20 protein-coding genes, 1 tRNA gene and 1 pseudogene are annotated in these 19,116 nt (G+C 74.2%); 12 read left to right on the forward strand and 10 right to left on the reverse strand.

The features are described from left to right. Positions 1–60: 60 nt before the first annotated feature. Both E6W39_RS41680 and E6W39_RS41685 read right to left on the reverse strand, forming a co-directional pair. Positions 61–921, reverse strand: a complete 861-nt coding sequence (locus E6W39_RS41680) for an asparagine synthase-related protein (RefSeq protein ID WP_228718226.1) — start codon at positions 919–921, stop codon at positions 61–63. Further along, positions 885–2,249, reverse strand: a complete 1,365-nt coding sequence (locus E6W39_RS41685) for a hypothetical protein (protein ID WP_228718227.1) — start codon at positions 2,247–2,249, stop codon at positions 885–887. Before E6W39_RS41685 ends, E6W39_RS41680 begins: the two co-directional genes overlap by 37 nt. Positions 2,250–3,066: 817 nt before the next feature. Here E6W39_RS41685 and E6W39_RS19435 point away from each other — a divergent pair. From E6W39_RS19435 to E6W39_RS19465, 7 genes are all read left to right on the forward strand, one after another. Then, complete coding sequence (locus E6W39_RS19435) at positions 3,067–4,491, forward strand: MFS transporter (protein WP_141634601.1); 1,425 nt, start codon at positions 3,067–3,069, stop codon at positions 4,489–4,491. A gap of 62 nt (positions 4,492–4,553) precedes the next feature. After that, complete coding sequence (gene lhgO / locus E6W39_RS19440) at positions 4,554–5,795, forward strand: L-2-hydroxyglutarate oxidase (RefSeq protein WP_141634602.1); 1,242 nt, start codon at positions 4,554–4,556, stop codon at positions 5,793–5,795. 145 nt (positions 5,796–5,940) lie between these two features. Beyond that, entirely contained in the window at positions 5,941–6,687 is a 747-nt protein-coding gene (gene trmB, locus E6W39_RS19445) for a tRNA (guanosine(46)-N7)-methyltransferase TrmB (protein ID WP_141634603.1), read from the forward strand. Between the two features lie 69 nt (positions 6,688–6,756). Then, positions 6,757–7,734, forward strand: coding sequence for a PrsW family intramembrane metalloprotease (locus tag E6W39_RS19450; protein WP_141634604.1), 978 nt, complete (start codon positions 6,757–6,759; stop codon positions 7,732–7,734). An 82-nt stretch (positions 7,735–7,816) separates the two neighbouring features. After that, a tRNA-Met gene (locus tag E6W39_RS19455) sits at positions 7,817–7,890 on the forward strand. Between the two features lie 187 nt (positions 7,891–8,077). Continuing rightward, the gene (locus E6W39_RS19460; protein ID WP_141634605.1) at positions 8,078–8,902 is read left to right on the forward strand and encodes a hypothetical protein; all 825 of its coding nucleotides are present in this window, start codon (positions 8,078–8,080) and stop codon (positions 8,900–8,902) included. Between the two features lie 442 nt (positions 8,903–9,344). Then, a complete protein-coding gene (locus E6W39_RS19465) occupies positions 9,345–10,475 on the forward strand; it encodes a hypothetical protein (protein ID WP_141634606.1) in 1,131 nt (376 codons plus the stop codon). A 31-nt stretch (positions 10,476–10,506) separates the two neighbouring features. Here E6W39_RS19465 and E6W39_RS19470 read toward each other — a convergent pair whose 3' ends face one another. Genes E6W39_RS19470 through E6W39_RS19485 form a run of 4 tightly spaced genes read right to left on the reverse strand, consistent with a single transcriptional unit; the run spans position 10,507 to position 13,757 of the window. Then, positions 10,507–11,154, reverse strand: a complete 648-nt coding sequence (locus tag E6W39_RS19470) for a TNT domain-containing protein (protein WP_228718228.1) — start codon at positions 11,152–11,154, stop codon at positions 10,507–10,509. Then, a complete protein-coding gene (locus E6W39_RS19475) occupies positions 11,155–11,958 on the reverse strand; it encodes a hypothetical protein (protein ID WP_141634607.1) in 804 nt (267 codons plus the stop codon). A gap of 12 nt (positions 11,959–11,970) precedes the next feature. After that, complete coding sequence (locus E6W39_RS19480; protein ID WP_141634608.1) at positions 11,971–12,915, reverse strand: MerR family transcriptional regulator; 945 nt, start codon at positions 12,913–12,915, stop codon at positions 11,971–11,973. A gap of 50 nt (positions 12,916–12,965) precedes the next feature. After that, a complete protein-coding gene (locus tag E6W39_RS19485) occupies positions 12,966–13,757 on the reverse strand; it encodes an ArsR/SmtB family transcription factor (protein ID WP_220140371.1) in 792 nt (263 codons plus the stop codon). A gap of 138 nt (positions 13,758–13,895) precedes the next feature. Between E6W39_RS19485 and E6W39_RS19490 the strand changes: the two genes are divergently transcribed. Both E6W39_RS19490 and E6W39_RS19495 read left to right on the forward strand, forming a co-directional pair. Continuing rightward, positions 13,896–14,699: a L,D-transpeptidase family protein gene (locus tag E6W39_RS19490; RefSeq protein WP_228718229.1), complete on the forward strand. Its 804-nt coding sequence runs from the start codon at positions 13,896–13,898 to the stop codon at positions 14,697–14,699. A gap of 81 nt (positions 14,700–14,780) precedes the next feature. After that, positions 14,781–15,326 carry a PadR family transcriptional regulator gene (locus tag E6W39_RS19495; protein WP_141634610.1) on the forward strand — a complete coding sequence of 182 codons (546 nt, stop codon included), beginning with the start codon at positions 14,781–14,783 and terminating at the stop codon, positions 15,324–15,326. On the opposite strand, the gene E6W39_RS19500 is transcribed toward E6W39_RS19495, so the two are convergent. Continuing rightward, on the reverse strand, positions 15,317–15,694 hold the full coding sequence (locus E6W39_RS19500) for a winged helix-turn-helix transcriptional regulator (protein ID WP_407658403.1): 378 nt from the start codon (positions 15,692–15,694) through the stop codon (positions 15,317–15,319). The two genes, E6W39_RS19495 and E6W39_RS19500, sit on opposite strands and share 10 nt — an antisense overlap. A gap of 93 nt (positions 15,695–15,787) precedes the next feature. Here E6W39_RS19500 and E6W39_RS19505 point away from each other — a divergent pair, with 93 nt between their 5' ends. Beyond that, positions 15,788–16,429 (forward strand): NADPH-dependent F420 reductase, encoded by a 642-nt coding sequence (locus E6W39_RS19505; protein ID WP_141634611.1) that lies wholly within the window; start codon positions 15,788–15,790, stop codon positions 16,427–16,429. A 4-nt stretch (positions 16,430–16,433) separates the two neighbouring features. Here E6W39_RS19505 and E6W39_RS19510 read toward each other — a convergent pair whose 3' ends face one another. Continuing rightward, entirely contained in the window at positions 16,434–17,207 is a 774-nt protein-coding gene (locus tag E6W39_RS19510) for a TetR/AcrR family transcriptional regulator (protein WP_141634612.1), read from the reverse strand. 93 nt (positions 17,208–17,300) lie between these two features. Between E6W39_RS19510 and E6W39_RS19515 the strand changes: the two genes are divergently transcribed. Continuing rightward, positions 17,301–17,684 carry a VOC family protein gene (locus E6W39_RS19515; RefSeq protein WP_141634613.1) on the forward strand — a complete coding sequence of 128 codons (384 nt, stop codon included), beginning with the start codon at positions 17,301–17,303 and terminating at the stop codon, positions 17,682–17,684. 104 nt (positions 17,685–17,788) lie between these two features. Then, positions 17,789–18,385, forward strand: coding sequence for a dihydrofolate reductase family protein (locus E6W39_RS19520; RefSeq protein ID WP_141634614.1), 597 nt, complete (start codon positions 17,789–17,791; stop codon positions 18,383–18,385). Here the strand turns inward: E6W39_RS19520 and E6W39_RS43010 are convergent. Both E6W39_RS43010 and E6W39_RS44205 read right to left on the reverse strand, forming a co-directional pair. After that, a complete protein-coding gene (locus E6W39_RS43010; RefSeq protein WP_141634615.1) occupies positions 18,382–18,756 on the reverse strand; it encodes a sensor domain-containing protein in 375 nt (124 codons plus the stop codon). The genes E6W39_RS19520 and E6W39_RS43010 overlap by 4 nt on opposite strands. Then, a pseudogene (locus tag E6W39_RS44205) lies at positions 18,752–19,069 on the reverse strand (sensor domain-containing protein); the annotation flags it as partial. The pseudogene E6W39_RS44205 and the gene E6W39_RS43010, both read right to left, overlap by 5 nt. Positions 19,070–19,116: the final 47 nt, after the last annotated feature.

The raw sequence follows: 19,116 nt of genomic DNA on the forward strand, positions 1-19,116 counted from the left end.
CGCCGGAGCGCCGTGGCACCCCGTCGCCGCCGCGCCGCCAACGCTTCGGCGCCCAAGGCGTCACCCCACCCGCACCCCCGCCAGCGCCCGCCGTTGCGGCACCGGGAGCCCGGTCCAGCAGGCGCCGCCCCGGCGGGCCTCGAAGCGCCGCAGCCACAGCTCCACCGCCACCAGGTCGGCCAGCCCGTCCAACGCACCCGGCGGCACCTCGCCGTACGGGTCGGTGGCGGAGCCCAGCGCCCGCCGCACCGCGGGCAGGTCGATCAGCCCGGCCTCGGCGAGCAGCGGCGCCCGGAACAGGTCGGCCAGCCCGTCGCCGGCCCGGCGCAGGCCGAGCCGGGCGGCGGCGGCCCGGTCGGGGCGCGGTGCCCGGCCCCAGTCGGGCGGCAGGTCGGCACGGCCCGCCCCGGCGAGCACGGTGCGCAGCAGGGCGTGCCGGGCGCCGGGTTGCAGCCGCAGGTCGGCGGGGAGCAGCCGGGCGGCGCGGAGCACCCGGTTGTCGAAGAACGGCGCGTGCACCCGCTGTCCGTGCCGCTCGGCGACCTGCACCAGGGTGCGGTAGTTGCCCGCGTGGTGGTGCAGCGCCAGCTTGGCCCGGTGCGCCCCGGGGGCCAGCAGCGGCTCGGGGCCCCGGGCGGCGAGCCGCAGCCGCAGGGCGACGGCGGCGAGCGCGTCGTCGGAGAGCCAGCGGGCGGCGGGCCCCGGCACCACCCAGGCGAGGTCGGCGGCCGAGTGGGCGCCCATGGTGGGGCGCACGCCGGGGCGCATCGGGCCGCGCCGGGTGGTCAGTTCGACGGCGGCGTCGTCCAGGGCTTCGGCCCAGCGGGCCCGGGCCAGCTTGCGGGCGGCTCGCAGCACCGTGACGGGGGTGCGCAGGGCGCCGCTCAGGGTGCCGGTGAGGGCTCGGTCCGCGCCGGCCAACGCGGCGACCGGGGCAGCAGTTCGCGGGGGCGGCCGTCCCTGAGCAGGTCGGCCAGCCGGGCCGGGTGGCCGTCCAGCACCTGGCGGGCGCCGTGCCCGGTGAGGTGGTCGGTGCCGCCCGCAGTGAGCCGGGCGACGGCGGCGCCACCGGTGACCAGGGCCCGCCCGGGGGCGTCGGTGAGCGGACCGGCCAGCGGGTCGTCGGTCAGTTCGGCGTACGGGAGTTGGCTCGGGTCGGTGGGGAGCACGGTGTGCCGCAGCCGGGGGCGGCCGGCGTCGTGCGGCGGCTCGGGGGCCGGGCGGGCCGACTCGTGCGAGGTGACGGCGGCGAGCAGTTCGGGGGCCGGCGGCTCCTCCCCCAGGGCCTCGTCGCGGATCCAGGAGCCCTTGGTGGCGCCGGTCCGGCGCAGCTGGGCCGGCACGCTGACGGCCGGCGGGGCGGCGGCGGGCGGGGCGGCGGGCGCGGCGCTGATCGGCACGGCGGCGGCCAGCAGCGTGACGGCGGTGGCGGCGGTGCCGTAGGAGAGGTCGGCGCCGATCCGGGGGCGGTCGGCGGCGGGGCTGCCGGGGGCCTGGCGGACCCGGGAGCGGACCGCCTCCAGCAGGCTGCGGGTCAACTCCCGTACCGCTGCCGCCTCGCCGTCGGGTGACGGGCCGGTGCCGGCGGTGCCCTCGTCGTCGTAGCCGTTCACCTGCGGGCGGCCGCCGCGGATCGCCAGGGTGTGGCCGGGTGGGACCCGGTGCACGCCGGTGTAGGGGGTGCTGGTGCCGAGCGCCTCGGTGGATTCGGGGCAGGCGAGCGCGGCGGCCAGGTGGCCGGTGTCCACGCCGGCGCCGACCAGGTCGGCCAGCGGCAGCCCGGCGGTGGCGTAGGCGGTGCCGCCGCACCAGGGGGTGTGGAAGACGGGTTGCAGGCCGGCCAGGTCGGTGACCAGCAGGGTGGAGCGGGTGCCCAGGCGCAGCACGGCGATGTAGCTGCCGGCCCAGCCGGTGAGGTGGCGCACCGCGCCGCCGCGGGCGGCGGCCAGCCCGGCGGCCAACTCCTGGTCGCCGGCGCCGCAGTGGCCGAGCACCAGCAGCCGGGCGGTGGCGTTGGAGTCGGCGCCGAGGTCGACCGGACCGGTGACCTGCTGCGGGGTTCGGTCGCCGGGCCGGTGCACGAACTGGCGGACCTCCTCGGGGCGCCAGTCGCCGACCGCCCACAGCGGGTCGGGGCCGGTCCACAGCGCGGTGGCGGCTAGCGGGCGCACGGCGGCGAGGGCGGCCAGCGCCTCGTGCACGGTCTGGTCGAGCGGACGCCGGGCGGCGGGCAGCCGGGCCTGCGACACGCCGCCGCTCCATCCCGCAAGCCACCGCATCGTGCCTCCACCCGGGCCCCGTGGTCGTACCGGCCCGGTGCGGGCCATGGCACATCGTCCCACTGCGGGGTGGTCGGGCGCCGGGTCGGCCAGGTCGGGTGATTCCGGTGCCGGACGGGCGAATTCGGACGCCTGGTTGGGGTGCCGCGCGGCCCGGGGCTCCCCCTCCCTGCCCCGGACCGCGCGGCGCGGGCGGCGCTGCCGGGCTCCACCCGGTGTCTGGCCGTCCGAGCTCGGTGGTTGGGGGCGGGCGCCGCGCGTCCGATTCGCGGCGCCCCGGCCGCGTACCACTCCAATCGCGTCATGGCCATGACGAGATGGCTGAAAGTAGCGCAAAGCCCGGGAGGGCATCCGCATGCCCTCCCGAGCCTCGGCCACCACCCGCGGGGAACTGAGGCAGCGGCATCCCCCGGCCCGCCGGGTCCTCGACGGCGGGCCGACCCACTGCCCCTAAGCGAACTGCCGGGGCGGCGGTGGAGCCAGGGGGCACAGGTGGGCGCACGTCAACACATGACCGGAGCACGGCGACGCCCCTGACGTACCGTCAGTACGCAGCGACGCACCGTCAGCGAACCACCGCTCCCGCCGCCGCAGCCGCGTCAGTCCCGCGCCACCCCCGCGCGCCAGGAGGTGCGCTCCCGGCGCGGCGCCCCGGGGCGCACGATCCCGCCATCCGGAATATCTCCTCTTAACCCTGGGAACGCGGCCGACTACGCTAGGTGCCACCGCATCGGGCCGCCGCGCGCACACCCACACGCCGCCGCGCACACCCAACAAGGGGGGTCGCATGAGCACCACCTCACGTGGACCGAACGAGCGGCTCGGCGCCCTGCTGACCCAGGCCCAGATAAGCAACGCCGGCCTGGCCCGCCGGGTCAACGACCTCGGCGCGCAACGCGGCCTGACCCTGCGCTACGACAAGACCTCGGTGGCCCGCTGGGTGAGCAAGGGCATGGTGCCGCAGGGCCCGGTGCCGCATCTGATCGCCACCGCGATCGGCGGCAAGCTGGGCCGCCCGGTGCCGCTGGAGGAGATCGGCCTGGGCGGCACCGACCCGGCCCCGGAGCTCGGCCTGGCCTTTCCGCGCGAGGTGGCCGATGCGGTCCGCTCGGCCACCGACCTGTGGCGGGTGGACCTGGAGCTGCGCCGCGGCGCGGGCGGCGGGCGCTGGAGCGACACACTGGCCGGCACCTTCTCCGCCGCCGCGTACACCACCCCGGTCTCGCGCTGGCTGATCAGCCCGGCGGACGGCTCGGTGGCCCGCGGCGAGCTCGCCGGCCCGCGCCCCGGGGGTTTCCGGGTCGGCCAGGCGGATGCCGCCAAGCTGCGCGAGGCCGCCCAGGAGGCCCGCCGCTGGGACTCCAAGTACGGTGGCGGCGACTGGCGTTCGTCCATGGTCCCGGAGTGCCTGCGGCAGGAGGCCGCGCCGCTGCTGCTGGCCTCCTACAGCGACGCGGTGGGGCGGGCGCTGTTCGGTGCCACCGCCGAACTCACCAGGCTGGCAGGCTGGATGGCCTTCGATACCGGCCAGCACGAGGCCGCCCAGCGCTACTACATCCAGGCCCTGCGGCTGGCCCGCGCCGCGGCCGATGTGCCGCTCGGCGGCTATGTGCTGGCCTCGATGAGCCTGCAGGCCGGCTACCGGGGCTTCGCCGAGGAGGCGGTGGACCTGGCCCAGGCGGCCCTGGAGCGCAACCGCGGCGTGGCCACCAACCGCACCATGAGCTTCTTCCACCTGGTGGAGGCCCGCGCCCAGGCGAAGGCCGCCAACGCGGCGGCGTGCGGCACGGCGCTCGCCGCCGCCGAGAGCGCGCTGGAGCGCTCGCGCCCCGGCGACCCCGACCCGGCGTGGCTCGACTTCTACGCCTACGACCGGCTGGCCGCCGACGCCGCCGAGTGCTTCCGCGACCTCGGGATGCCCGCCAAGGTCCGCCAGTTCACCCTGGAGGCGCTGGCCCAGCCGACCGAGGGGTTCGTCCGCTCGCACGGCCTGCGGCTGGTGGTCTCCGCGATGGCCGAGGCCGAGGCCGGCAACCTGGACGCGGCGGTGGCCGCCGGCGAGCGGGCGGTCGAGGTGGCCGGCCGGATCTCCTCGCAGCGCAGCCGGGAGTACCTGTGGGAGCTGCTGCGCCTGCTGGAGCAGTTCCAGGGCGAGCAGCAGGTGCGCGAGCTCACCGAACGCGCCCGGCTGATGCTGGCCACGCCCGTCTGAACACCCGTGCGAAACACGGGCATTGGCTGACATGACGCCATCCGCCGTGACACCATCGCACGATGGCGGACGACTTCTACGACGTCCTGGTGGTGGGCGGCGGCATCGTGGGCCTCTCGACGGCCCGGGCCCTGCTGGCGCAGCGGCCCGAACTGCGGGTCGCGGTGCTGGAGAAGGAGCCGGACCTCGCCGCGCACCAGACCGGGCGCAACAGCGGCGTGATCCACAGCGGCATCTACTACCGGCCCGGCTCGCTCAAGGCCCGGTTCGCGGTGGCCGGCGCCGCGGCGATGGTGCGGTTCTGCCAGGAGTACGGGCTGCCGCACGAGGTGACCGGCAAGGCGATCGTGGCCACCGTGCCCGCCGAACTGCCCCGGCTCGCCGCGCTGGCCGAACGCGGCCGGGCCAACGGCCTGGAGGTGCTGGAGCTGCCGCCGGCCCGGCTGCGCGAGCGCGAACCGGCGGTCGCCGGACTGCGGGCGCTCTGGGTGCCGTCCACCGGCATCTGCGACTTCGCCGAGGTGGCCCGCTGCTACGCCCGGCTGGCCGGCGAGCGCGGCGCCGAACTGCTCACCGGCCGCGAGGTGCTGGGCATCGAGCGGCGTGCCGACGCGGTGACGGTCCGCACCACCGGCGGCGCCGAGCTGCGCTGCGCCGTGCTGGTCAACTGCGCGGGCCTGCAGAGCGACCGGATCGCCCGGCTGGCCGGGGACGAACCGGGCGTGCGGATCATCCCGTTCCGCGGTGAGTACTACGAACTGGTGCCGTACCGCCGCGGCCTGGTCCGCAACCTGGTCTACCCGGTGCCCGACCCGGCCTTCCCGTTCCTGGGCGTGCACCTGACCCGGGGCATCCACGGCGAGGTGCACATCGGCCCCAACGCGGTGCCCGCGCTGGCCCGCGAGGGCTACGACTGGGGCACGGTGCGGCTCGGCGACCTCGGCGAGACGCTGCGCTACCCGGGCAGTTGGCAGCTGGCCCGCCGGCACTGGCGCCAGGAGCTCGGCGAGCTGCACCGCTCGCTCAGCAAGGCCGCCTTCCTGCGGGCGGTGCGCCGGCTGCTGCCCTCGGTGGACTCCCCGGACCTGCTGCCGGCCGCGGCGGGTGTGCGGGCCCAGGCGGTCACGCCCGACGGCCGGCTGCTGGACGACTTCGCGTTCGCCGGCTTCGACCCCGCCGATCCGCGCTCCCCGCGCCGCACCGTGCACGTGCTCAACGCCCCGTCGCCCGCCGCCACCGCCTCGCTGCCGATCGGCGCCGAGGTGGCCCGGCGAGCCCTGGCCGCGCTCACCGCCGGTGGCTGATCCGGGCCCTGGCGATTCCAACGGGCCCCCGTAAACTCGACGGCATTGTGACTTCGACTGCCCCTTCCCCCAGGTCCCTGCCGAGCTCCCCGGCCAGCGCCCCTCCGAGCGGCTCTCCGCGGCCCCGGCCGGCTACCCCGCGCCGATGTACCCGCACAAGGCCACCGAGGCCCAGCACCGCGAGCACCGGATCCGCACCTTCCAGCCGCGCCGCGGCCGGATGACCCAGGTGCAGGCCGGCGCGCTGGACAAGCACTGGGAGCGCTGGGGCGTCGCGATCGACGGCACCCCGCTGGACCTCACCGAGCTGTTCGGTGGACTGCCGGTCACCCTGGAGATCGGCTTCGGCATGGGCGAGACCACCGCCGCGATGGCCGCCGCCGACCCGGCCATGGGCATCCTGGCCGCCGACGTGCACACCCCCGGTCACGGCGCCCTGCTCAACCTGCTGGAGCAGAACGGCTCGCAGAACGTCCGGCTGGCCGCCGGCGACGCGATCATCCTGATCCGCGACATGCTGCCGGAGGCCTCGCTGGCCGGGCTGCGGGTCTACTTCGCCGACCCATGGCCCAAGCCCAAGCACCACAAGCGCCGGCTGGTCCAGCACGGCTTCCTCGACCTGGTGCTGCCCCGGCTTGCCCCCGGCGCGCTGGTGCACTGCGCCACCGACTGGGAGCACTACGCCGAGCAGATGGCGGACGTGCTCTCGGCCCGCCCCGAGCTGGTCAACCTGCACCCGGAGGGCGACGGCTCGTCCTGGCTGGAGGACCGCGGCGACGGCACCGTGCCCGGCTACGCGCCGCGGCCCGAGTGGCGCCCGCTGACCAAGTTCGAGCGGGCCGGGCTGGCCAAGGGGCACGTGGTGCACGACCTGCTGTTCCGCAAGCGCTGACCTCGATCACCGCCACCGAACGTGCACAACCGCTGACGCGGCGCCGGATCGTCCCCTACCCTTTCGGGGGTGAGCCGTTCGCACCGCGTCCGCCGCATCGCGAGTGCCGTGCCGCTCGTCGCGCTGGCCGGCTGCGCGGTGCTGCTCGTCCGCCTGGTGCAGCGTCAGACCGGTACCACCGGGCTGCTGGTCGGGCTCGGGCTGGCGATCCTGCCGGTGCCGTTCGTGCTGTTCGTCCTCACCTGGCTCAACCAGAGCGCCCGGCTGCCGGGGCGGCGGCTGGCGCTCTGCCTGGCCTGGGGCTCCTGCGCGGCCACCACCATGGCGCTGTTCGCCAACGGCTGGGCCAGCGACTGGCTCACCACCACCGAGGGCAGTGTGCGCGGGCAGCTGCTCGGCGCGCAGTTCGCCTCCCCGGTGATCGAGGAGACCGCCAAGGGCCTGATGCTGCTGGCCGCCATGCTGCCGCTGCGCCGCCGCCTACCGCGGCGCGGGGCCGGGCCCTCACCGCGGGCCCGGGTGCGGCTGCGGCACCGGGCGGTGGCCACCGGCCTGGTGCTCAGCGGGATCACCGCCTGCGGTTTCGCCTTCACCGAGAACGTGCTCTACCTGGGCCGGGCGTTCACCGACGACCAGCAGCAGCGGCTGGAGTCGATCGGCCTGGGCCTGAGCCCCTCGCTGCGCGACTACGACGGCACCGTGCAGACCTTCGTGCTGCGGGCGCTGCTGACCCCGTTCGCCCATCCGCTGTTCACCGCGCTGACCGGGCTCGGGCTGGCCGTCTCGCTGACCGCCGGCCGGCGCTGGCTGGCCCGGCTGGCCGCCCCCGCGGGCTGGCTGGCGGCGGTCGCCCTGCACAGCGGCTGGAACGCGGCGGCCGGCCTGGGCACCCAGGGCTTCCTCGCCGTCTACACGCTGCTGATGATGCCCGCCTTCGCCGCGGTCGCCGCGCTGGCCGTGTGGGCGCGCAGCCGACCGCGCGGCCTGCCCCGCCATGATCGGCCGGCGCCGCCCGTGACACCCGCGCATCCCGTGCAGCCGACCTGAGCTGCTCGGATGCCCGGGTGAGGGGGCGCTGCACAAGCGATTTCCCTTCTACGACGTCGTCGCGTACTGTTGTGTTCACCGACGCGGGGTGGAGCAGCTCGGTAGCTCGCTGGGCTCATAACCCAGAGGTCGCAGGTTCAAATCCTGTCCCCGCTACTCAGTAGCACGAAGGCCCGGTGGAGATTCTCCACCGGGCCTTCGGCATTCCCATGGCGAGTGGGCCGCAGGGCTGGAATTCAGGGCCCGGACGGTGGAACCAAAACACTCTGATCTTGGTGATAGCTTCTCGTGAGCTTTCGCCCGGCACCGACCGGCCGGGTACGTCCCGCGAGAAGGACAGAACGTGCGAATCTCCCGTACCTTCGGGGTCACCCTTTCCTGCGCCGCGATAGCGCTGGCTGCCACCGCCTGCGGTTCGAGCGCCAAGAGTTCGAGCGCGGCGCCCGCGGCCAGTGCCGCCGCGCCCTCCGCCGCGAGCTCCGACGCCGCCTCCAGCGCCCCCTCCGCCGCCACGTCGGGCGGCCCGGACCTGGCGACGATGAGCGCCGACCAGATCCTCAAGGCGTCCGAGACCGCGCTGACCGGCGCCCAGGCCGTCAAGATCGACATGACGATCGCCGGCACCGGCGGCGACCAGAAGGCCAAGCTGGCCACCGACAGCCGCAGCGGCTGCACCGGCACCATCTCGATGCCCGGCAAGGGCTCGGCCGACGTCATCCAGGACAAGACGAAGACCACCTACCTGAAGCCCGACGACACCTACTGGGCTTCGCTCGGCGGCGCCAAGGCCGTCGCGGCCCTCCACGGCAAGTGGGTCAGCGGGCCGGTCACCGACCCGGGCGTCGCCGGCATGGTGGGCTTCTGCGACCTCAAGGCGCTCAGCTCCCAGATGGACGACGGCACCGAGAAGCCCACCAAGGGCCAGACCACCACGCTGAACGGCCAGCCCGCCCAGACGCTGCAGGTCGTCGCCGCGGACGGCACCAAGAACACCCTCTGGGTGTCCACCAAGGGCAAGCCGTACCCGCTGCAGGCCACCGGCGGCAACGGCACCGGCGGCACCGACAAGATCACGCTGACCGACTACGACGTGCCGGTCACCGTCACCGCCCCGCCGGCCGACCAGGTCATCGACGCCGCCAAGCTGAAGGCGCTCACCGGCCACTGAGGCGGGCGCTGAACGGGCGCTGAACCCGGCCTTGAACGGGCCGCTGAACCGGCCCGGCAATCGCCTCCGATAATCCGTTGCCTCTGGCGATTGCGTCTGCCTATCGTTGTCGTCGAACACGGAAAGGAGGTGATCCTGAGTTGAGTACCACGATGACTGCGCTTCGCGCGTCTGACTCGCTCGGGCGCGCCTCCGTGGAGCTGTCGGCCTGATCAGCCGGCGCCCCGCGGATGGAACCGCGCAGAAGTTGTCGAGCCCCTGGACCCCCTCAAAGCGAGGCCCGGGGGCTTCGGCATTCTCCGGGGCTCCTTTCCCGTCGCCTTCCCATCGCATTCCGCCTGTCGACGTTGCGTGCGTTCGCCTCTGATCGTCGGCATGTCGGCGGCCCCCGGAGCGCTACAGTTCGCGTTCGGAGCGGACCGGATGCGACGGGGAGCGGGCGATGGCGGGGCTACAGGGGTTGCAGGCACTGCAGGGGTCGGCGGGTCGGCAGCAGGGACCGACCGGAGTGATACGGCGCCGGCAGGCCATCGCCATCGGCACCCTGTTCGGGCTCGGCTTCCTCGGGCTGCTGCTCTACACCACCGGCGCACCGCATCCGCTGAGCGCGCTCGGCGCCGGCGTGATGATCGCCTGCGCCACCACCGTGGCCGGCGCCCTGGTCGGCTTCCTGTTCGGCATCCCGCATGTGCTCGGCAGCGGTACCGGCGCGTCGACTGCGACGGGTACGCCGGGTTCGGCCAACTCCGCACCGCTGAGCGGGCAGTACATCGCCAACACCAACCTGGAGCAGGTCTCCGACTGGCTGACCAAGCTGCTGCTCGGCGTCGGCCTGACCCAGCTCGGCAGCATCTGGCAAGGCGCCCGCCGGCTCGGCCGGGCGCTCTCCCCCGCGCTCGGCGGCCGCACCGACGCCACCCCGTTCGCGGCCGCCCTGGTGCTCTACTTCGTGATCCTCGGCTTCCTCGGCGGCTGGCTGGCCACCCGGCTGCTGCTGGCCGGCGCACTGACCCGGGCCGACGGCGCCGCGCTGCACCTGTTCACCAGCGCCCAGGAGCAGTTGAAGGAGGGCAACGAGGTCGGTGCCGAGGACCTGCGGGTGCAGGCGATGGGCCGGCTCGGCAAGTTCGCCCACCAGGCCGGCCAGCCCGGCCCCGAGCAGCCGGCCGCGTCGGTGAGCCAGGTGGCCGAGGTGCGGGCCGGGGCCAAGCGCTCCCCGGCCACCCCGGACGAGGTGCGCGGCCTGTTCGCCTCCGACGACGAGGGCCTGCGGCTGCAGGCCCTGGCGCTGACCCAGGGCAACGCCGCGCTGGGCGACTTCGAGAGCGTGCTGGAGTACATCGAGCATCCGCGCAGCGCGTTCGAGCACTACAACGCGCTGCTCGCCGCCCGGGGCATGCTGAGCCGGCTCGGCCGGGACCAGCGGATGCGGCTGCGGACGGCCGTCATCAACCAACTGCTGGCCCCGGACGGCATTCCGGACGCCTCCGACCGCCGCTGGATCGCCGAGCGGATCCTGGCCAAGCTGGACGCCATCGGCCATCTCCCGGCGGCGCGTCCGTCCGGGGTGTGATCCTGATCGCCGATCAAGACCTGATCGGCGATCAGATCAAGCGCTGCAGATAGCCGTTGGTGATCAGCCAGCCGACGTTGATCTTCGCCGGGGCGCCGGGCACCAGGGTCGCGTCGAGCTGGTACTGCCAGCCGTAGCCGGGCTGGTTGAACCAGGGCGCGATCGGGCCGGCGTGCACGGCGAACGGCTTGAGCACCTTGTAGTCGTGGTAGTTGCAGCCGGCCGCCGGGTTGCCGTCGAGGCTCTGCGGCGGGATCGAACGCATCGCGTAGGGGAGGCCCTCCGGCGCCAGGAAGGAGCCGTACTCGGACCCGAACCGGTCGATGTCCTGGCCGACCGGAAGGGTCTGGTCGAACTCCACCGGCTGGTTGTTGACCACGACGTAGCCGTCCGCGGGCGGGTACTTCCAGCTGCCGGCCGCCGAGTCGTAGTACTGCTGCAGGAAGGACTGGTCGCTGGCGCCGCCGGTGCGGTTGTAGCCGAACATCTCCCGGCCGACCGGGCCGGTGCTGGGCAGCTGCGCCGGGCCGAGCCGGGCGTCCCCGTCGTAGAAGTCGGCCGAGCACTGGTCGGACGGCAGACTGTCGGCGTGCGCGGCCGGGGCGGCCACGGTGAGCAGGGCGGCACCCGCGACGACGGCGGTGAGCAGGCTGCTGGTCTTGGTCAGAGTGATGGTCACTCAACGCACGGTAGCGGGAGAGGATGCTTCTGTTCCGGATTTCCCCGCAGTTGGCCGGATTCTGCCGCGATTCTTCTGACCATCACTCTGTTTCTGATAATGCGTCAGCCTCATTGACCAGCGCCGCCGTCCGTCCCCCGGCTCGCGGGCGGTGCGCAACTCGCTGTGCACGCCGCGCTCCCCCAGCGCCCGGCGCAGCTGCGCCAGGTGCGGGCAGCGGCGGCCGGCGCCGTCGTGCAGCGGGTGCACCAGCACCTCGCCGTCCGCCGCGGTGACCCGGACCAGCTCCAGCAGGGCTGCCAACTGCTCGTCGGGGCCGAACCGTTCGGGGTAGGCGAAGAGCAGGTAGGAGCTGAGGGTCAGCGCGAAGCTGCCATCGGCGAACGGCAGTTCGGGCAGGCGGGCGGCCAGGTAGCTCCCGGGGTGGGCGGCCCGGTCGGCGGCGAACAGCGCCCGGGCCCGGTCCCAGCTGCGCAGGTACTTGTCGTACGGGCGGTGGCGGGGCGCCGGATGGTGGGCCGGGTCGGCCGGCATCGCGGCCGCCATGGCCTGCCGGGACCGCTCCGCCGCCGCCAGCAGCTCCGCCGTCGGCCGTGCGTACGCCGGATCGGCGGCCACCACCCGGCACCCGAGCGCCCGCGCCTCCGCCACCAGGCCCGAGGCCCCGCCCGGGCAGTCGAGCACCGGCCCGGGCAGCGCGCTCAGCCGGGCCCGGCTGAGCCCGAAGAACACGCAGTACTCGTCCAGCGGACGGGAGGTGATCAGCACACCGCCCAGCCGACCACGGGCTCCGGGGCAGCGCATCCTGGGGCCCTCCTAGGCCGCCGGCGCCGCCCGCAGCGCCGCCGCCAGCCAGGCCATCACCGGTGCCAGGCTCTCCGGGACCGGCCAGCCGTTGACGATCGAGAGCAGCTGCCAGTAGCGCTCGGTGCGGGGGTCGCCTGCCACGTCCAGCCGCCGCAGCAGCCAGTGCCGCAGCTCGGCGTCGTCCGGCCGGTCGAAGACCTGGGCGTACTGGGCGGTCAGCGAGTCCAGCACCGCGGCCCCGGCCGGGGAGTCCGGCGCCAGGCCGTCGGCCAGCGCGCGGCCGACCTGCTCGCGCACCGCCTGGGTGAGCTCGTGGTGCAGCCCGGTGGTGTCACCGGCCGCGCGCTCCGCCGCCTGGTATTCGGCCATCCGCCGTACCGCCGCGCGGAAGTCGGGGTCCTGGGCGAGCTCCCCGAGCTCGACCCAGGCCGCCACCTGCGCCACGGTCGGCTCCTCGGGCAGTTCGGGCATCGCCGCCCGCATCATCGCCACCAGCTCCGGGTTGGCGTCCAGGCCGGCGAACACCTCCTCCACGAAGTCGCTGATGATGCTTCGCCGTTCGGCATCGGACAACTGGGCAAGCCGGTGCATCAGATCCGTCTCCTCAACTGAGGCCCCCCGCTCGGCCACCGCGCGCAGCACCGCGAGCCGCTGCCGCAGCATGCCGAGCTGCGCCTCGATCGCACGCGCATGCAGCTCGGCCACCTCGGGCAGCGTGGTCTCCCGGTCCAGGATCCGGCGGACCGTCGGCAGGTCGATCCCCAAGTCCCGCAGGGTGCGGACGAGATCCAACCGGGCTGCCGCATCCTCGTCATAGCGCCGGTAGCCGCTGGGGCTCCTATCGGTCGGCGGCACGATCCCCTCGTCGGCGTAGAACCGGATGGTTCGTACGGCCAGCCCGGTACGCCGGGCCAGCTCACCGATGGAGTAGCGGGTGGTGTCGCCGTTGGACATGGCAGCAGCTTGCCGGTTCCACCTGGTGGAGACTCAAGGGCGCCCCCGCGTCAGGGCATCTCCCACGGCACCTGCGGCAGCACCGCGCCGGTCTCCAGCAGCGACTTGAGGTTGGCGAGCACCGCCGGCCAGCCGCGCGAGACGTCGTGCAGCGCCTGCTCGTTGGGCAGGTTCTCATGGGTCACGGTGAGGCGGACGATCTCCTCGTGCGGCTCGATCAGGAAGGTGACCGTGGCCGGCCGGTGCGCCGGGTCGGGATCCACCGGGCCGTCGAAGGTGACCACCAGGCGGGTCGGCGGCTCGGCCGCCAGGACCTCGCCGACCACGTCGGCGATGCCCGAACCGTCGGTCCTGCGGTGCTCCCAGGCCGAGCCCGACTGCCAGTCGGAGACGTTGGCGTGCCCCCAGTAGCGTACGGTCAGGTCGGCGTCGGTCAGCGCCCGCCAGACCTGCTCGGCAGTGGCCTTGATGTAGGTGACGTAGACGTAGGTGGGCACGGATCCGGTCGTGCCCGCGGGGGTGTCGCTCATGGCTCGCTCCTGCTCTGCCTGGTTCTTGATGGCGCTGATCACCTGCAACCGGGGCCGGTCGAAGCCCGCGATCCAGCGCTCCTCGATCTCGTGGATCGGCACCGGGTTGAGGTAGTGCAGCCGTTCCCGGCCGCGCCGCACGACGGTCACCAGGCCGGCCCGCACCAGGACGTCGAGGTGCTGGGTCGCCGACTGCCGTGCCATCTCCAGCTGCTCGCACAGCTCGCGCAGGGTCTGGCCGTCCTGCTCGCGCAGCCGGTCCAGCAGCAGGCGGCGGGTCGGGTCGGCCAGCGCCTTGAAGACCGCGTCGATGGCTGATCCTTCGAGGCTCATGATTCGATTATGCAGGCATTTGCCTGCCTATCGCAACTTTTGGCGCAATGCGACAAGTACCCCGCGCCCCTCGCCGTCGTTGCCAGGACACCACCAGTCCAGTGAAGGGCCTGCGCCATGAAGGACTTCGCCAGGTTCGCCGGTGCCACCGCCCGGCCGCCGCGCGACTTGATGCGCCGGCACGGCCGAGCGCTGCTGTGCGCGGTGGGCCTGCTGGCCGGCGCGACCGCCGCGTGCGCGACGCCCGCCTTCCCGCCCACGCCGCCGGCGCACCCCACCCTCAGCGGTGCGCCGGCGGCCGACGTGCCGCCCCTGGAGCCGCCGCCCGCGCCCCCCGTGATCGCCGGCCTCGGCCCGGGCACCCTGGCGCTGCTGCCCCCCGACGCCCGTCAGGTGCTGGTGGCGACCGGCAGCGGGGCGGACTCCCCCGACACCGCGGTCCAGCTGTGGACCGCCGACGACGGCGGGCACTGGACGGCCGGCCCGGTGTGGCGCGCCCACAACGCCCGCCAGGGCTGGACCGCCGAGCACCGCTCGGGCGACCTGCACAGCCCGATCGGGGTCTTCTCGCTGAGCGACGCGGGCGGCCAGCTGCCCGATCCCGGCACCAGGCTGCCCTACTACCGGTCGGACGCCTTCGCGGTCGGCGGCACCGGCTTCGAGGGCGAATCCCTGAGCGGCGCCTTCGACTACGTGGTCGCCATCGACTACAACCGCGTCCCCGGCCGCTCCCCGCTCGACGAGAGTCAGCCGCTCGGCTACTACCGCGGCGGCGGCATCTGGCTCCACGTCGACCACGGCGGCCCCACCCACGGCTGCGTCACCCTGACCAAGGACGACATGCGCACCCTGCTCACCATGCTGGACCCGGCGGCGCACCCCGTGATCGTCATGGGCCCGGCCGACCGGCTCCGGCAGTAGCCGAAGGGCCGGACGGACCCCCGTACCGCCCGGCCCTCACGTTCACGACTCTAATCGAGGTACCCGGGTAGGCTAGCGGCCATGCTGACCCTGTGCATCCTGGGATTCCTGGCCGAGGAGCCGCTGCACGCCTATGAGCTCCGCACCCGGATATCCGGTCTGACCGGGCACGTCCGGCCGGTCAGCGACGGCGCGCTCTACCCGGCGCTGAACCGGCTGCGCGCGGCCGGCCGGCTCACCCGCCACGAGGAACCCGGCAGCGCGGGCGCGCCCCGCCAGGTGCTGACCCTCACCGACGACGGGCGGGCCGAGCTGCTGGGCCGGCTCGCCGACCCCGGCACCGTGGAGATCACCGACAACAACGCCTTCGCCACGCTGCTCGCCTTCCTCCACCTGCTGCCCGAGCCCGAGGACCAACTGCGGGTGCTGCGGCGCCGCTTGGAGTACATCGAGGAGCCGGCCAGCTTCTTCTACGACAACGGCCGAGCGGTGCGCGCCGATGAGGTCGACCGGTTCCGCCGCGGCATCTTCGTCCGCGCGGCCGCGGCGCGACGGGCGGAGCGGCAGTGGCTGCGGGAGGTCACCGCGGACCTGACCCTGGAGATCGCGGCGGCTCGTCAGCACTGATCCGACCGCCGCTCGGCGAACCGGTCCTGCGCGGCCAGCACCTCGTCGCCGTAGCGGGCGGCCCACTCCCCCATCGCCGCCATCGGGACCAGCAACGCCCGGCCCGCCCCGGTCAGTTCGTAGTCGACGCGGGGCGGCGCCTCCGCGTAGACCTGGCGCGTGATCAGGCCGTTGGACTCCAGGCGGCGCAGCGCGTCATTGAGCACCTTGGCGCTGATCCCGCCGATCCGGGCCCGCAGCGCGCGCGGCCGCAGCGGGCCGTTCTCGGCGAGGGTGAAGACCACCACGCTGTCCCAGCGGTTCGCCAGCACCTCGAAGGCGAGGCGGGCGCGGCAGTCCGAGGTGTAGTCGAGTCGGGGCAGTTCCACGCCCGCATCCTCCCCGATCCATTGGACACCATGCGGTGTGCAACGGCCGACCTACCGTCGGTGCAACGACGACAACGACGTTGGGAGCACCCCGTGAACATCGGCATTCTGGGCACCGGTTCGATGGCCGCCACCCTCGGCGGGGCCTGGGTCCGGGCCGGCCACACCGTCCGGATCGGCGGGCGCAGCGAGGCGGCGGCGCAGGCCACGGCCACCCGGATCGGCGCGGCCGGGCACGGTTCCCTGGCCGAGGCGGCACGGTTCGGCGAGCTGGTGCTGCTGGCCGTGCCGGCCGCCGCGGCACCGGAGTTGGCCGGCCGGTTGGCGGCGGAGCTGGCCGGGCGCACCGTGCTGGACTGCACCAACGCGCTGGCCCCCGGGGCGGACGGCCTGATGCTGGCCACCCCCGCCGGCCGGTCCGTCGCCCAGCAGATCGCGGCTGCCGCCCCCGAGGCGCACGTGGTGAAGGCGTTCAACCTGTGCCACGAGAGCATCTGGACCCTGGACCGCCTGGAGTTCGCGGGCGCGCCCCTCACCGTCCCGTTCTGCGCCGACGCCCAGCCCGCCCAGCAGGCGGTCAGCGCCCTGATCACCACGATGGGCTGCACCCCGCTCCCCTGCGGCCCCCTCTCCCGCGCCACCTACCTGGAGGCGACGGCCGCCTTCGCCATCGGCGCCTGGTGGTCGGGCGCCGAGCCGCGCCACGCGTTCCCGACCCCGGGCGCGGCGGCGTGAGGGGTCAGCGGCGGTCGATCAGGGCGGCGAGGCCGCCGAGGATGCGGGAGAGGCCGAACTCGTAGGCGTGGTCCGGGTTGTGGGCGGCCTGGTGGGCGGTGCCGGCGGCGGTGCCGATGCGGGTGGCGAGGGGGAAGCGGTCGGGGTCGAAGACCCGGGCGAGCAAGGGGGCGTTGGCCTCCCACCAGGCCGCGTCGGACATCGCGCTGTCGGCGGCGGCGGCCTGCTGGTCGAGGGCGGTGCGGGCGGTCGAGCGGACGAAGTCCAGCAGGTGGGTGAGGGCGGCGTCCATCTCGATGTCGTCCAGCCCGAGCCCGTCGAAGGCGGCCAGCTCGTGCTCGTACTTGGTCATCAGGCCCGGGCCGAGCGGCGGCCGGGTGGCGGCCAGACCGATCACCCAGGGGTGGGCGAGCAGCAGCTCGCGGTTCTCGGCGGCCACGGCGGTCACCCGGGTGCGCCAGGCGGTGGCGGCGGGGTGGGTGGTGCGGGGCATCCGCAGGTAGACGGTGTCCAGCATCAGGTCGAGCAGCTCGGCCTTGCCCGGCACGTAGGTGTAGAGCGTCATCGGTGTGACGCCCAGCCGCTGGGCGATGGCCCGCATGGTGAGCGCGTCCAGCCCTTCGCGGTCGGCCAGTTCAACGGCGGTGTCGACCACCGTGTCCACGCTGAGCTGCTGCTTGGGCCCGCGCGCCGCCACGCCGTGCCCGGGTTCGCGCCACAGCAGTTCCAGGGTGCGCACCGGGTCGCCTGCGCCACTGCGGTCCTTCGCCTTCGCCATGGGGACATCTTCCCGCAAGCCCTGGCGCATTTCTCTGTACGCTGTATAGAGTACTGCGTACAGAGTTCACGCGAGCGCTTGGGAGAGCTTCAGATGCAGGTCACCAACACCGCCATCTGCTTCACCGTCGACGATGTCGCCGGCTCCGCCGCCTTCCTGGCCAGGCACTTCGGCTACCAGGAGGCGATGTCCGCCGACGGCTTCGCCTCCCTGACCCGGGACGACGCGGCGGGCGTGATCTTCCTGCGCCGGGGACTGGAAGTCCTCCCGGCCGACTTCCGGGACCAGCGCGCGGCCGGCACGATCCTGGCCCTCACCGTCGCCGACCTCGACGCCGAATACGCCCGACTCCGGTCCGAGGGCGCCCCGATCACCCTCCCGCTGCTCGCGGAGGAGTGGGGCGAGCGCCTCTTCCAGGTCACCGACCCCAACGGCGTGGTCATCGAACTGCTGGACTGGGCCGGGGCCGCGCAGTGAGCGGATGTGAGTCGGACCACCTGATCCGATGCGCCGCGAGCGATGATTTCCGGGTGAGGACGGGGTCTTCATTGCCGTAGGGCCGCAGACGAGGAGGCAGTGGGATGCGCGTGGTGGTAGTTGAGTTCATCAGCATGGACGGGGTCGTGCAGGCACCGGGAGGGCCGCAGGAGGATGTGGACGGGGGATTCGCGCACGGGGGCTGGTCCCATGCGTTCTTCGATCCCGAGGTGGTGGGCGGGGCGTTCGCGGCGGGGCTGGGGAACGCCGAGGCCCTGCTGTTCGGGCGGCGGACCTGGCAGACCATGGCGGCGGCGTGGCCCGAGCGGGCCGGGGATCCGTTCGCGGACCGGATGAACTCGCTGCGCAAGTACGTGGTGACCGGCACGCTCGGCGATGCCGAGCTGACCTGGCACAACACCGTGCGGATCGACGGGGCGCGGGCCGTCGAGGAGGTCCGCGCGCTGCGGGCGGCCGACGGCGGGGAGTTGGCGATGATGGGGAGCCCGACGCTGGTGCGGGCGCTGCTGGGCGAGGGCCTGGTGGACCAGTTGACGCTGATCCAGATGCCGGTGATCCTCGGCGGCGGCAAGACGATCTTCCCGGCGGACGGCGGCAAGCGGAGCTTCGAGCTGGTCTCGTCGGTCGCCGCCAAGACGGGGGCGGTCGTCAACACCTACCACCCGGCGAAGGAGGGCTAGGACGACCAGTCCGCCAGCAGCGCGCGGGCCGCGCCGCGCGAGACGTCGGTCAGCAGGTGGGTGGCCCAGGCGGCCAGGAAGAGCAGCCCGATCCCGACCAGCGAGGCGCGGGTCAGCTGCCAGAACGACGCGATGTAGTAGACGTGGTGGACGTGGTGGGCGTCGGTGTAGTCGAAGAGCCGGTAGCCGGGCCAGCCCACGTAGGTCGGGAACACCCAGTTCCAGGCCGGCAGCGTGGCCAGCGCCAGCCCGGTGCTCCACAGGGTGACGGCGACGCAGAAGCTGAACACCCGCCAGGGGAACATCAGCACCTGGTACCCGGCCGCCCGCCACCCCGCGCCGTCCCGCAGCCGCGCGCCGACCCGCCCCAGAAGCCGGCCCCTCGGGCACGGCCACCGGGGCGGGCGCGGCCAGCGGCAGGCCCAGCTGCCGGTGCACCCGGTGGAGCTCCAGTCGGCCCAGGCCCCGGGCGCCGGCCAGCAGCAGGGCGAGCACCGGCAGGCCGAGCACCGTGACCAGGGTGCCGGCGCCGATCGAGAACAGGGCGATCACCCAGGTGAAGCCGGTGATCGCGGTGACCAGCGAGGTGCAGATGTAGCCGAGTTCGCGCAGCGTCCGGTGGCCGTACCGGGCGCCCCGGGCCGACGGGGTGGTGGTCGCGGTCGCGAAGGTCGTCGTCGTCATGCCTCCAGCCTGCCGGGGCGGGCGCCGCGCGGTAATGCGGCTGCCCG

The sequence above is a fragment of the Kitasatospora acidiphila genome (genome assembly GCF_006636205.1).
In the GTDB taxonomy this organism is placed as follows: Bacteria; Actinomycetota; Actinomycetes; order Streptomycetales; family Streptomycetaceae; genus Kitasatospora; species Kitasatospora acidiphila.